The 12918-nt window shown below is 74.2% G+C and carries 10 protein-coding genes; 4 read left to right on the top strand and 6 right to left on the bottom strand.

Annotated elements, in window-relative coordinates:
- The first annotated feature begins 41 nt into the window (after positions 1 to 41).
- Positions 42 to 3329: a S41 family peptidase gene (locus ACIRD3_RS23485; RefSeq protein WP_402219991.1), complete on the top strand. Its 3288-nt coding sequence runs from the start codon at positions 42 to 44 to the stop codon at positions 3327 to 3329.
- Positions 3330 to 3385: 56 nt separating this feature from the next.
- Here the strand turns inward: ACIRD3_RS23485 and ACIRD3_RS23480 are convergent, their stop codons facing one another.
- Positions 3386 to 3613 (bottom strand): hypothetical protein, encoded by a 228-nt coding sequence (locus ACIRD3_RS23480; RefSeq protein ID WP_402219868.1) that lies wholly within the window; start codon positions 3611 to 3613, stop codon positions 3386 to 3388.
- A 149-nt stretch (positions 3614 to 3762) separates the two neighbouring features.
- Between ACIRD3_RS23480 and ACIRD3_RS23475 the strand changes: the two genes are divergently transcribed.
- Positions 3763 to 4542: a phosphoribosyl-dephospho-CoA transferase MdcG domain-containing protein gene (locus ACIRD3_RS23475; protein WP_402219866.1), complete on the top strand. Its 780-nt coding sequence runs from the start codon at positions 3763 to 3765 to the stop codon at positions 4540 to 4542.
- 68 nt (positions 4543 to 4610) lie between these two features.
- Here the strand turns inward: ACIRD3_RS23475 and ACIRD3_RS23470 are convergent, their stop codons facing one another.
- The 4 genes from ACIRD3_RS23470 to snpA (ACIRD3_RS23455) all read right to left on the bottom strand — a co-directional run bounded on the left by ACIRD3_RS23470 (position 4611) and on the right by snpA (ACIRD3_RS23455) (position 9279).
- Positions 4611 to 6665 carry a phosphocholine-specific phospholipase C gene (locus ACIRD3_RS23470; protein ID WP_402219864.1) on the bottom strand — a complete coding sequence of 685 codons (2055 nt, stop codon included), beginning with the start codon at positions 6663 to 6665 and terminating at the stop codon, positions 4611 to 4613.
- Positions 6666 to 6830: 165 nt separating this feature from the next.
- A complete protein-coding gene (locus ACIRD3_RS23465; RefSeq protein ID WP_402219861.1) occupies positions 6831 to 7490 on the bottom strand; it encodes a pentapeptide repeat-containing protein in 660 nt (219 codons plus the stop codon).
- Between the two features lie 195 nt (positions 7491 to 7685).
- Positions 7686 to 8309 carry a snapalysin gene (gene snpA, locus ACIRD3_RS23460; RefSeq protein WP_402219858.1) on the bottom strand — a complete coding sequence of 208 codons (624 nt, stop codon included), beginning with the start codon at positions 8307 to 8309 and terminating at the stop codon, positions 7686 to 7688.
- Positions 8310 to 8622: 313 nt separating this feature from the next.
- Positions 8623 to 9279, bottom strand: a complete 657-nt coding sequence (gene snpA, locus ACIRD3_RS23455) for a snapalysin (RefSeq protein ID WP_402219856.1) — start codon at positions 9277 to 9279, stop codon at positions 8623 to 8625.
- A gap of 265 nt (positions 9280 to 9544) precedes the next feature.
- Between snpA (ACIRD3_RS23455) and ACIRD3_RS23450 the strand changes: the two genes are divergently transcribed.
- Together ACIRD3_RS23450 and ACIRD3_RS23445 are read left to right on the top strand one after the other, a co-directional pair.
- Positions 9545 to 10540 (top strand): LysR family transcriptional regulator, encoded by a 996-nt coding sequence (locus tag ACIRD3_RS23450; RefSeq protein ID WP_402219853.1) that lies wholly within the window; start codon positions 9545 to 9547, stop codon positions 10538 to 10540.
- Between the two features lie 130 nt (positions 10541 to 10670).
- On the top strand, positions 10671 to 11102 hold the full coding sequence (locus tag ACIRD3_RS23445) for a VOC family protein (RefSeq protein WP_402219850.1): 432 nt from the start codon (positions 10671 to 10673) through the stop codon (positions 11100 to 11102).
- Between the two features lie 154 nt (positions 11103 to 11256).
- Here the strand turns inward: ACIRD3_RS23445 and ACIRD3_RS23440 are convergent, their stop codons facing one another.
- Entirely contained in the window at positions 11257 to 12468 is a 1212-nt protein-coding gene (locus tag ACIRD3_RS23440) for a low temperature requirement protein A (RefSeq protein ID WP_402219847.1), read from the bottom strand.
- Positions 12469 to 12918 lie beyond the last annotated feature (450 nt).

The raw sequence follows: 12918 nt of genomic DNA, 5'->3' as shown, positions 1-12918 counted from the left end.
TTGGACTAGACCACTGAAGTGGATCCGGTCGCGCGGTGTCAATGGTCCAGACCGCTCCGGGTGGCGCCGCCCCGAGCCTCCGGGTTGCCGGGTGTGACACCCCGTCGAAGGATGGAGGGGTGACCCCGCCCGGCTACCTCCGCCACCCCCACCTGCACGGCGGCCTGCTCACCTTCACCGCCGAGGACGACGTCTGGATCGCCCCGCTGGACGACGGCGGCTCCGTCACCGGCCGGGCCTGGCGGGTCAGCTGCGACCGCACCCGGGTCAGCCACCCCCGGTTCTCCCCCGACGGCACCACCCTCGCCTGGACCAGCTGGCTGAGCCTCACCCCCGAGGTCTGGACCGCCCCGGTCGACGGCGGAGAGGCGAGCCGGCTCAGCTTCTGGGGCAGCCAGGACACCCGGGTGCGCGGCTGGCTGCCGGACGGCGAGGTGCTGGCCGTCACCTCCTTCCACGAGCCCTTCGGCCACTACACCTGGGCGCACGCCCTGCCGCCGGACGGCTCCCCCGGCCGCCGGATGCCCTGGGGCCCGGTCGGCGACGCCCAGATGAGCCGCGAGCGCACCGTGCTGCTCACCGGCTCCGCCCCGCACGAGCCGGCCGCCTGGAAGCGCTACCGGGGCGGCGCCGTCGGCCGGCTCTGGGTGGACGGCGAGCGGATCCTGCCCGACCACACCGGGCACCTCGCCTCCCCGATGCCGGTCGCCGGCCGGATCGCCTTCCTCTCGGACCACGAGGGCATCGGCAACCTCTACTCCTGCCGACCGGACGGCACCGACCTGCGCCGGCACACCGACCACGCCTCCTACTACGCCCGCGAGGCCGCCACCGACGGCACCCGGATCGTCTACCAGCACGCCGGTGACCTCTGGCTGCTGGACGGCCTGGACGCCCCCGCCCCGCGCCGGCTGCACGTCCCGCTCGGCGGCGCCCGGGCCGGCCGCCGCCCGTACCAGGTCGGCGCCTCGACCCAGGTCAAGGACCTCGCCTGCGACCGGACCGGCCGGGCCGGGGTGATCACCGTGCGCGGCAGCCAGTACTGGCTCACCCACAAGGACGGCCCGGCCCGCGCGCTCGCCGACACCCCGGGGGTGCGGACCCGGCTGCCGGTGATGCTCGGGCACACCGGCGAGGCGGCCTGGATCACCGACGCGCAGGGCGCCGACGCGATCGAGGTGATGCCGCTGCCCGGGCACGAGGGCGGGGAGAAGCACCGCCACCGGGTACTCGCCGTCGGTCGGCTCGGCCGTGTCCTGGAACTCACCGCCTCCCCCGACGGCAGCCGCCTGGCCGCCGTCTCCTCGGACGGGCGGCTGCTGCTGGTCTCCGCGGCCGACGGCGAGGTGCGCGAGCTGGCCGCCTCCGAGTACGGGCCGGTCTCCAGCGCCCGGTTCTCCCCCGACTCGCACTGGATCGCCTGGTCCCAGCCGGTCGCCGGGCGCTCGCTGCGCCGGATCCGGCTCACCCGCACCGAGGAGCCGGCGGCGATCACCGAGGTGACCGACGGCCGCTTCGAGGACGAGCAGCCGGTGTTCACCCGGGACGGCCGCTACCTGGCCTTCCTGTCCTGGCGCGGCTTCGACCCCGTCCACGACGTGCACACCGGCGACCTCTCCTTCCCGGTCGGCTGCCGCCCGTACCTCGTCCCGCTCACCGCCGACACGCCCTCGCCCTTCGCCGCCCCGGTCGAGGACGGCGCCCCGCGCGGGGACGGCGGCGGCGACGGCACCGTCCGGGTCGACCCGGAGGGCATCGGCGAGCGGCTGCTGCAGTTCCCGGTGATCGCCTCCAAGTACTCGGCCACCGACGCGGTGCGCGGCGGCCTGGTCTGGCTGCGCTGGCCGATCTCCGGCACCCTCGGGCAGACCTTCGCCAGCCCGGAGGACACCTCGGGCCGCCCCTCGCTGGAACACTTCGACCTGGCCCGGGGCACCCGCAGCACGCTGGTGGACAAGCTGGACGGCTACGCGGTCTCCGGGGACGGCGGCTCGATCGCCGTCTACTCGGCCGGGACGCTCCGGGTCCTCCCGGTCTCCGCCCCCTCCGCCGGCACCAGCGTGGACCTGCGCCGGATCACCCACACCGTGCACCCGGCCGCCGAGTGGCGCCAGGCCTACCACGAGGCGGCCCGGATCGTCCGGGACCAGTTCTGGGACGAGCGGATGTCCGGCCTGGACTGGCCCGCCCTGGTCGCGCAGTACGAACCGCTGCTGGACCGGATCTGCTCCCCCGACGACTTCGCCGACCTGCTGCGCGAGCTCCTCGGCGAGCTGGGCACCTCGCACGCCTACGTCACCCCGTCCCGGCGCGCCGAGGGGCCCTCGCTCGGCCAGCAACCGCTCGGTCTGCTCGGCGCCACCGCCCACCGCTCCCCCGACGGACGTTGGCTGGTCGACCGGGTGCTGCCCGGCGAGTCCTCCGACCCGCGCGCCCGCGCCCCGCTGGCCGCCCAGGGCGTGCGGAACGGCGACGAGCTGCTCGAGGTCGGCGGCCGCCCGGTGGACCCGGTGCGCGGACCGCTGCCGCACTTGGCCGGCACCGGCGGCACCACCGTGGAACTGACCCTGCGCAGCGGCCCGGACGGCCCGGACCGGCGGATCGCGGTCACCCCGCTGACCGACGAGCGGCCCATCCGCTACCAGGACTGGGTGACCAAACGCCGCTCACTGGTACGGGAGTTCAGCGACGGCCGGTGCGGCTACCTGCACATCCCGGACCTCGGCGGCTCCGGCTGGGCGCAGTTCAACCGGGATCTGCGGCGCGAGCTGGACAAGCCCGCGCTGGTGCTGGACGTCCGCGGCAACGCCGGCGGCAACGTCTCCGAGCTGGTGCTGGAGAAGCTCACCCGGCACGTCCTGGCCTGGGACTTCACCCGGGACCGCCAGCCGGTCCGCTGGCCGCGGCACGCGCTGCGCGGCCCGCTGGTGGCACTCGCCGACGAGGCGACCAGCTCGGACGGGGACGTGATCATCGCGGCGATCAAGCTGCTCGGGCTCGGCCCGGTGATCGGCAACCGCACCTGGGGCGGAGTGGTCGGGATGACCGGGCGGCACACCCTCGGCGACGGCACCCAGATCTCGGTGCCGAAGAACGCCTCCTGGTTCACCGGCGGGCTCGGCTGGTCCGTGGAGAACCGCGGCGTCGAACCCGACGTGCACGTGCTGCGCACCCCGCGGGACTGGGCCCGGGGGCGCCACCCGGAGCTGGTCACCGCCGTCCAGCTGGCCCTGGAGCTGCTGGAGGACGCGCCCGCCGCGGCACCCCCGCCCGAGTCCACGCCCCGGCCGGACCTGCGGCGCCCGCCGCTGCCGCCGCGGGCGCGCTGACCCGGCGGGCACGCCGCGGCCGCGGCGGGATCCGTCCCGTCACGGCCGCGGGGGACTCAGTCCCAGGGGTCGCCCTCGGCGGTCATGTTCTCGGCGGCCAGCCGGTCGGCCTCCTCCTGGGAGAGCCGCTCCCGGGCGAGCCGGTCCTGGGCCTCGCGGGTCCGCTCGACGTCGTCGCCGAACGCGTCGGCGGCCTCGTCGTGGGCGAGCGCGGCCCGCTGCGCGGTGTCGTCCCGGGCGGCCTCGTGCGGCGCCCTGTGGAACAACCTGTCGAAGATGCCCATGACTCCTCCTCCTGCGGACGGAATGACGGAATACCGGGCTGCCCCCACTCTCACACCGGGGGCCCGGGGCCGCACGTTGAGCCTTTGGTCCCGGCGGAACGCGTCGAAGGGCCGTAGTCGGGGGCCCGGAGCGGGCGGAGGGTGGCGGTGTGAGGAACCCGATCGAGGAACTGCACGACGGACCGCGCCGACGGGTCGGCCCGCTGGCCGCGCTGGACGGACGGCTGCCCGGCGCCCACGACCTGCTGCTGATGCAGTGCCCCGGCTCGCTGCGGCCGCTCGCGGGCGGCGCGCTGCCGGACTGGGCGCGCGCGGTGCTGCGGGCGCACCCGTGGGTGCCGGTCGGCCGGGCGCCCGCCGTGGTCGGCCACCCGACGGACCTGCCGCACCCGCAGCGCTGCACCCGGGACCCGGAGGCGGCGCCCGAGCTGTGGTTCCCGGTGATCGTGCGCGGCCCGCGCCCCGGGCAGCGGCTGGACGCGCTGGCTCCCTGGGCCGCGGTGGCCCGGACGCTGCGGCCCGAACAGCTGGCCGGGCGGCGCGGGCGGCTGGCCGCCGAACGGCTCACCGGGATCCCGGCGCTGGCCCTGCTGCCGGAGGCCGGCCGGCTGGTGGCGGACCACCGGCTGGCCTGGGGCCCGGTCGGCGCGGTCGGCTACGAGCTGGCGAGCGGGGTGCCGGTGACCGGGCCGCTGAGCCCGCTGCGGCTGGTGCTGCGCGCCCCGCAGCCGGTCAGCCGGCGCGACGCCCTGCAGCTGCGGCGGGCGCTGAGCAAGCTGCCGGTGCCGGTCCGGGCCGAGCTTGAGACCCGGCACGGCTCGGTGCTGCTGGCCGAGTACGCGGCCGGGCAGCACCCCTTCACCCTGCTGACGCCGTACGGGCCCCGGGAGGTCCACGATCCGTGGTTCCCCCGGGGCCCGTACGCGTGACGTCGGCAGCGTGACATCGGCCGTGCGCGTCGGCCGTGGGCGTCGGCCGTGGGGTGTCGGCCGTGGGCTCAGCCGCTGACGCTGGGCGCGCCCGTCTCCAGGTGGCCGGTGAACCGCTGCGACCAGCTGCCGTCGGTGTTCACCGTCACGGTGAAGTCGTACCAGCCGTTGGTGCGGGCGACCGCGTTGAAGTAGTCGCTGACGCTGCCGCCGGCCGGGACGGTGTACGTCCAGGGGCCGTCGGTGCGGTAGTTGGTGCTGGTGATGGTGAAGGTCACCGGCGAGGTGCCCTGGTTGGCGAGCTGGAAGTGGACCGCGAGCTTGCCGGTGTCCGGGGCCGGCGCGTAGGAGGAGGTGACGGCGACGTTCTTGCCCGGCTGGGTGAGGTCGCCGGTGAAGCGCCGCAGGAAGCGGTTCGGGCCGACCACGGTCAGGTCGTACTTGCCGTTGCCGAAACCGTTGGTGCCGCAGTTGAAGAAGTCGGTGACGGGGCTGCCGGAGTCCACGGTGTACTGCCAGGGGCCGCCGCTGCGGTAGGCGTTGGCGTACGCGGCGAAGTGCGAGGCCCGGGCGGCGCCGTCGTTGGACATCTTCACCCAGACGTGCATGACGCCGCTCGCGTTGCTGTCCCAGTGGTCCAGGTTGGCGTTCGGCTGGTACGGCAGGGCGCGTGCCGGGCGGGTGCCGGCCTCCTGCGCGGGCAGCGCGTTGTTGCTCGGCGAGGGGTTGGGCAGCGGGCCGCAGGTGGCCAGACCGATGGTCTGCGAGGTGTCGGGCAGGGCGGGCATGCCGTACACCGGGTTGGCGAAGTCGAAGACCGAGGTGAGGTCGCCGCAGACCTGCCGGCGCCAGGCGCTGATGTTGACGCAGGTGGCGGGCCGGCCGAGGGCGGCCGTCCACACCTCCAGGAAACGCAGCACCGAGGTGTGGTCGAAGGTCTCGGAGTTGACCCAGCCGCCGCGGGTCCACGGGGAGACGGCGATCAGCGGGACGCGGAAGCCGAGGCCGATGTTGGTGGAGTTGTAGAACTCGTCGGCGGTGCCGCTCGGCGCGGCCGGCGGCGGGACGTGGTCGAAGAAGCCGTCGTTCTCGTCGTAGTTGAGCAGCAGCACGGTGGAGTTGAACACGGCGGGGTCCGCGTTCAGGGCGTCCATCACCAGGTGGACGAAGTGCGCGCCGTCCTCGGGCGTGGCGTAGGGGTGCTCGGAGGACTGCTGGTCGGCGACGATCCAGGAGACCTGCGGGAGGGTGCCGGCGAGCACGTCGCCCCTGATGGCGAGCGCGATGTCGTCCGGGGTCCGGCCGGTGACCTTGGGGACGGAGCCCATGCCCTTGACGGCGAGCGGACTGCCGGCCGGGGCGCCGGAGAACTGGTTGAAGTAGGCGAGGGCGTTGTCGCCGAAGTTGTCGCTCGCGTTCTGGTAGACCTTCCAGCTGACGCCGGCGTTCTCCAGTGCCTCGGCGTAGGTCTGCCAGTGCAGCCCCTTCTCGTCCCCGCCGTCGTAGGCCGCGCCGCCCGCGGTGCCGGCCGGGTCGATCCAGCCGGACCAGTGGTAGGTGCGGTTGGGGCCGGTCGCGCTCAGGACGGAGCAGTGGTACGCGTCGCAGATGGTCCAGTTGTCGGCGAGCGCGTAGTGGAACGGGATGTCGCCGCGCTGCAGGTGGCCGAGGGTGCGCACGGTGCCCTTGGCGGACACCCAGGAGTCCATCTTGCCGCCGTTCCAGGCCTTGTGCTGGTCGGACCAGGCGTGCGAGAGGTCGCCGTTGCACTGGGCCAGGGTCTCCGGGTTGCCACTGGCACCGGAGGGGTTGAAGGCCCACGGGTACTGGCGGGAGAACAGGCCGTTCGGCTGGTTGAAGACGCTGTAGCCGCCGGAGAGCTGGATGGTGGCCTTGTCGCCGAAGCCCCGGACGCCCCTGAGGGTGCCGAAGTAGTGGTCGAAGCTGCGGTTCTCCTGCATCAGGATGACCACGTGCTGGACGTCCTTGATGGTGCCGGTGGTGCTCGGCGTCGCGGCCGCCGCCGGGTTGGCGCCGGCGACCGCGGATCCGCCGGTCACCGCCGCCCCGGCCGCGGCACCCGCGGAGAGCGCCATGAACTTCCTGCGATTCAGCTCAGCCATCGTGACCGACCCGTCCTTTTCCCGAGGTGTACATACACGTCGCGCCTCCGCCCCCGAACGGCGAGCATCTTGGCGCAGACGGGACGGTCAGGACAGGGGTCCGGTCAAGCTTTGTCGGACTGTTCACCGCCGCATCGCCGAGCGACCGAGCGGTGAACGAGTTGTTCAGACATCCTTCACGTCGATCCCCAGCGCCTGAGCGAACTGCGGTGCGAGCTCCAGCAGTTGGGTGGAACTGATCACCGCGCCGCGCAGCCCCTGGTGGCCGTCGGCCAGCCCGAGCCGGACGGCGCCGCGCAGATCGGTCGTGCTCAGCGTCGCGCCGCGCAGCCGGACCTCCTCCAGCGTCGAGCCGGGGAAGGACACCCCGGTCAGCTTGGCCTCGCCGAAGTCCACGTCGCGCAGCAGGCAGTCCTCGAAGACGACGTCCCGCAGCACGGCCGCCCGCAGGTTGACCGCCTCCAGCTTGCAGCCGCGGAACACCACCCGGCGCAGCGCCGAGCCGTACGCGGCGACCCCGGCCAGCACCCCGCCGACGAAGGCGCTGTCCTGCCACTCGGAGTCGCTGAGGTCGCAGGCCACCCAGCGGCCGGCCTGCACCCAGACCTCGTTGAACCGGGCCTGGCGCAGCTTGACCCCGCTGAGCGCGACCCCGCTGAACGCGCACTCCAGGAAGGCCGCCCCGGCCCCCGACTCGTCGGTGTGCTCGCCGCCCTCGAAGAGGACGGTGTCGTACCGCTCGTCACTGCGCAGCGGCCCGGTGTGCGGGCGCAGCAGCTCGGCGTACGGCAGGTCGTCGAGGCGGTCGGGGACGGAGCGGGACATGGCGGCACCTCGCGGTCGGGGGCGAACGGATCTCGCCCGCATGCTCGCACGCGGCACCGACAACGCCCCGGAGCGACGACCCGCCGGAGCGACGGCGCCCGGCACCGGCCGCCGGGGGCGGTCGGTGCCGGGCGCGTCGGGGCCGCTCAGAGCCGCTGAGGGCCGTTCGGGGTCACCCCGGGGTGGCCGGGGGTGTCAGCCGCGCGCCCAGAGGGAGTTGACGCGGCTGCGCTCGGTGCTGTTCGGGTAGGGGTTGGTGCAGGAGGTGCCCGGGCCGCCCCCGGACATCAGCTCGCTGCACGGGCCGGAGTAGTGGTCCGGCAGGCCGAGCACGTGCCCGGTCTCGTGCGCGGTCACCCGCACCGAGTTGTACTGCCGGTTCTGCTGGTAGTCGAGGAAGATGTAGCCGCGCCCGTGCCCGTCGGTGCTGGCGTACGAGCCGCGGCTGTCGTTGCCCTCGTAGTAGCGGAAGTCGGCGGCCGAGCCGGACCGCAGCTGGACGTTGCTGACCGAGCTGTTCCAGATCTGCGCGGCCTGCGATATCTGGTTGCGGAAGGACGGGGCCGAGCTGGCGTCGTAGGTGACCACGACGGTCGCCAGGCCCGGGTTGGCGGCCTGCTTGGCCTTCGCGGAGGCCATCACGGCCTGGAAGAACGCCTGGTTGTCCGCGGTCTCGGCGGCCGAACCGGCGTACGTCGAGGCGGTGTAGCCCTGCGCGGCCGGGGCCGCCGGGGCGGCCGTCGCGGCCGTGGCGGGCAGCACGGCGAGGCCGGCCGCGAGGGCGAGGCCGAGGGTGGCGGACAGCACGGAACGCTTCATGTGGGGGTCTCCGATTCCTGGGGTGCCGTGGCCGGTTGGGGATCGGCTCGGGGGGACACCTGGTCAACGGGTGATGTCCCAGAGCTTCGGGCAGCCCGGCGGGCGGGCGGATGATGTCAATCCGCGATAGCTCCGTGCAATACCCCCTCGCCGGCGCCCAATTGGGCGGGCTTTCCCTGGTCTTGACCCAACCGTGCCCCTGGCATTCCGTTCCGGTGGCGGCTAGGCTCCGAGGCGGGGAAGTACCCAGAGCGGCGGGCCGCCCGATTCCGGCCGGGCGGCCCGCCGTGCCCGAACTCCGTTGGCCGCAGGGTCAGTTCGCGGACGCGAGCCCGTTCGCCCAGAGGTAGTCGACCTCGCCGCGCTCGTTGGCGTCGGGGTAGGGGTTGGTGCAGGAGGGGCCGGGGCCGCCGCCGGACATCAGCTCGCTGCACGGGCCGGAGTAGTCGTCGGGCAGGCCGAGCACGTGCCCGGTCTCGTGGGTGGTGACGCGCACCGAGTCGTATTCCTGGTTCTGCTGGTAGTCGAGGAACACGTAGCCGTGGCCGTGCCCGTCGGTGCTGGCGTACGAGCCCTGGCTGTCACTGCCCTCGTAGTACGAGAAGTCGCCGGTGCCGCCGGTCTCCTGGAGCCGCACGTTGCGCACCGAGCCGTTCCAGATCCGTGCGGCGGTGGCTATCTGGCCGGTGAAGGAGGGCGCGTTGGCGGTGTCGTAGGTGACGGTGACGGTCCGCAGCCAGGGGTCGGCGGCCCGCTTGGCCTTGACCGAGGCCACCACCGCCCGGAAGAACGCCCGGTTGTGCGCGGCCTCCGCGGCATCCGCGGCCGAACCGGCGTGCGCCGCCGGGGTGTAGCCCTGGACGGCGGGGGCCACGGCTGCGGCCGGCGCGGCGGTGGCGGTGGTGGGCAGGGTCGCCAGGCCGGCCGCGAGGGCGAGGCCGAGGGCGGCGGACAGCACGGAACGCTTCATGTGGGGGCTCCGAGTTCGCGGTGCGCCGCCTCGCCGGAGCCGGTGGGGGCCGGATGCGGGAGCGGCGCACGGTGGGGGCCGCCCCGGCCGGCAGCCGGGGCGGGTGCTGCCCCGAGCTTCGACCCGCCCGGGCCCGTCGCGGATGATGTCAACCGGCGATAGCACCGTCGCATACCGGCGGGGCCCTTCGCGCGGCCGGGCCGACGGGCCTTGATTGACTGTCATGTCCTTGGCGAGATGGCTCGACGGCGTCTATGCTCCCGACGTGGAGCTCGACGTGAGACACCTCCGGGTGCTGTGCGCGATCGCCGACAGCGGCAGCCTCCGCAAGGCCGCGCTCCAGCTCGGCATGACCCAGCCCTCCCTCACGACCCAACTGCACCGCATCGAACGGTCCATCGGCGGCACCCTGTTCACCCGCGAACAGACCGGCAGCCGGCCCACCCCGCTCGGCCACTCGGTGCTCTCCCGGGCCCGGCCGGTGATCACCGAGATGGCCGCACTGGTCGCCGCCGCCCGCCAGGAGGCCCGCGACGCGAGCGGGCCCGGCCGGCAGCGCCGGCTGCGCATCGGCAGCGTCGGCAGCCGCGCGGTCGCGGCCTGGCTGCGCCGGGTGCACGAGCGGCTGCCGGACACCGACACCACCATCCACGTCGACGTCTCGGCCAGCGCGCTGCTGCGGATGGTCGCCGCCGACCAGCTGGACGTGGCCCTCGTGCACGAGAGCGAGGGCTTCCCGCTGCGCGTGCCGCCGGACGCCGAGCAGCGGGTGCTGATGGCCCGCGAGCCGCAGTACGTCGAGCTCGCCGCCGGACACCCGGCCGCCGCCCGTCCGGTGGTCCGGCTCGCCGACCTCGCCGAGGACACCTGGATGGTCGACCCGACCGCCGACCACGAGTACGCGGCGATGCGCCGGGTGTTCAGCGAGGCCGGCCTCAACCCCCGGGTGCTGCAGGTCCGGGACAACGCCACCGCGGCCGAGCTGGTCGCCTCCGGCGAGGCCGTCCGCCCCTGCCAGCCGACCTCGCCGCCGGGGCCCGGCACGGTCGTCCGCCCGGTGGACGGGGACCCGCTGGCCGTCCGGCTGCTGTTCACCTGGCGCCCGCGCGCGCTCAGCCCGCCCGCCCTGGACGCGCTGTTCGGCGAACTGCGCGCCGCCTACCTGGACCTGGCCAAGGTCAATCCGGCCTACCTGGACTGGCTGGGGCGGCACGAACCGGTGCTGCTGGGCCGGGCCTCCCCGGGGGTGTCCCGCACCTGATCTCCGGCAGTACGAGAGCGGCCGACCGGGATCGCTTCCCGGCTCCCCTCGGAGTGGAGCGACCCCTCCGCCGACCACGTGCGGGCCTCCCGACCTGGGAAGACGGGCAGGGCCCTGTTATCGTGCGCCGATGTCAACGATCAGACAGTTCCAAGTGACCTTCGACTGCGCGGATCCGGTGCGTCTCGCCGCCTTCTGGTGCGAGGTCCTGGGATACGTCGTGCCGACGGTCCCGGAGGGCTTTGCCACGTGGGAGGAGTGCTACCGCTCGCTGCCGCCCGAGGACGCGATCTACTTCGCGTGCACCGATCCCTCGGGCGTGGGCCCGCGCTTGCTCTTCCAGCGCGTTCCCGAAGGCAAGGTCGTCAAGAACCGGGTGCACCTCGACGTGCGGGCCGGCGCCGGGCTCGTGGGTGAGGAGCGCCTGGCCACACTCGAGGCCGAATGCGCACGGCTGATGGCGCTCGGCGCGAAGCACGTGCTGACGCAGCGCGCCGACGGCGTCAACGAGTCGTGCATCACGATGCAGGACATCGAGGGCAACGAGTTCTGCCTCGCCTGACTCTCCTCCGAGGCTGCGGGACGGGAGCCGTCCCCGGCCTCGGGGACCCTCGGGTCAGCCGGCATCGCCTGCCCCGCTGTTCCCCGAGGCCGGTCTCCCGTGGACCGTACCCGGGTAGCCGCCGTCCGCGATCGCCGTCGTGCCGCCGGGGGCGCTAGGAAGCGCGGTCCCGGCTCTCCCGGCCGTGGATCAGCACGCCCACCGCGATCATCAGCGCGCAGACCAGGCCCGCCGCCAGCACCCCGGAGCCGCCGAACGCGGTGCAGGCCAGCACCAGCGCGGCCCCGACCGGCGCCACCGCCTGGGCGGCCGCGCCGCGCTTGGTGTGCCGGGAGTGCAGGAACCAGACGGTGACCAGGTAGACCGCGGTGGGCACGGTGACCGTCGCGGTGGCGGCGGTCTCCGAGATCTCCGCCTTGTGCACGGCCGACTCCACGGCCACCTCCAGCCCGGCGCCGATCGCCGCCGCCGAGCCGAACACCAGGTAGTGCCCGTAACCCCAGGCGAAGGCCTGCCGGTTGGATCGCAGGTGCTCGTGGACCGACCGGGCGAAGTAGATCCACCAGGCGGCGAAGCAGATCAGCAGCCCGCCGATCGCCACCGGCACCAGCCGGCCCAGCTCCTCGTGCTCGTCCACCGCCGACTGCACCGCGACGGTCGCCGCCGCCACCGTCTCGCCGAGCACGATCAGGGTGAACAGCCCGTAGCGCTCGGAGATGTGGTGCGGGTGCCAGGAGGTCTGCATCCGCAGCTCGGCGATCACCGGCACGGCCAGCTCGCACAGCACGCCGACCGGGATGACGTACGGGCGGGCGCCGTGCGGCAGGAGCAGCAGCACCACCCAGCCGACCTGGCAGAGCGTGATCCCCACCGCGTACCGCACCGCCACCCGGCGCGCCTCGCCCTGCTCGCCGGCCGCCGCGCGCAGCCACTGGGTCACCATCGCGAGGCGCATCACCACGTACCCGGTGATCGCCAGTGCCAGGTCCTGGGTGGCGAACAGCCGGGGAACCCCGGCGGCGAGGATCAGCACGCCGGCGATCTGCACCAGGGTGGTGATCCGGTACGGCACGTCGTCGCAGTCGTACGCGGAGGCGAACCAGGTGAAGTTCATCCAGGCCCACCAGATCGCGAAGAAGGCCAGCACGTAACCGCGCAGCCCCTCGCCGTAGTGCCCGGCCGCCAGGGAGTGGGCGAGCTCCCGCCCGGCCTGGCCGACCGCGACCACGAAGCAGAGGTCGAAGAAGAGTTCCAGCGGGGTGGCGACCCGGTGCGGCTCGTCGCGGTCGCGCGGGACCATCCGACGCACCGGCGGCGGGTCGACGGGGTGCGCGCGGGATGCCGCGGCGGCGGGATCACTGGCCATCGGAGCTGCTCCGGGGTCGGGAGGGGCGGGTCGTCCCGCATCCTGGCAGCGCCCGGGGCCTCGCGCACGCACCGGCGCGGCCGCGTGCGCCGGGGCCGCGCGCCGGGCCGCGCGCCGGTCGGGCGGCCCGGAGCCCCGGGACCCGATGGCCCCGTATGTCCCTTTCTTCCTTGCCGTCAGCCCTAGTTGACGGATCGGTGCGCGAACCGGGTGACAGCACGACGGGTTTCCGGGCGCGCCCCGCGCGCTGCACGGCGGGGCGCCGGAGCGCCGCTAGATTCATCCCCGGTCGGAAGAGCGCGGGCCCTGCGGGGCCCCATGACACGGGCGGCCTGCGGGCAACGCGGAAGGTCAAGGCGGGTGGCGGGACAGCGGGGGCGGCAGAGCCGAACTTCCCGTGTCCGCGCCACCGGCCTCGTGATCACCGCGCTGCTCGCCAGCGCCTGCCGT

It is taken from the genome of Kitasatospora sp. NPDC093550 (genome assembly GCF_044764985.1).
Lineage (GTDB): Bacteria > Actinomycetota > Actinomycetes > Streptomycetales > Streptomycetaceae > Kitasatospora.
This window is presented reverse-complemented; position numbering and strand designations above follow the sequence as displayed.

Coding starts and splice junctions, on each gene's coding strand:
- ACIRD3_RS23485 (WP_402219991.1), top strand. CDS start 42: ATGGTCCAGACCGCTCCGGGTGGCGCCGCCCCGAGCCTCCGGGTTGCC.
- ACIRD3_RS23480 (WP_402219868.1), bottom strand. CDS start 3,613: ATGGGCATCTTCGACAGGTTGTTCCACAGGGCGCCGCACGAGGCCGCC.
- ACIRD3_RS23470 (WP_402219864.1), bottom strand. CDS start 6,665: ATGGCTGAGCTGAATCGCAGGAAGTTCATGGCGCTCTCCGCGGGTGCC.
- ACIRD3_RS23465 (WP_402219861.1), bottom strand. CDS start 7,490: ATGTCCCGCTCCGTCCCCGACCGCCTCGACGACCTGCCGTACGCCGAG.
- snpA (WP_402219858.1), bottom strand. CDS start 8,309: ATGAAGCGTTCCGTGCTGTCCGCCACCCTCGGCCTCGCCCTCGCGGCC.
- snpA (WP_402219856.1), bottom strand. CDS start 9,279: ATGAAGCGTTCCGTGCTGTCCGCCGCCCTCGGCCTCGCCCTCGCGGCC.
- ACIRD3_RS23445 (WP_402219850.1), top strand. CDS start 10,671: ATGTCAACGATCAGACAGTTCCAAGTGACCTTCGACTGCGCGGATCCG.
- ACIRD3_RS23440 (WP_402219847.1), bottom strand. CDS start 12,468: ATGGCCAGTGATCCCGCCGCCGCGGCATCCCGCGCGCACCCCGTCGAC.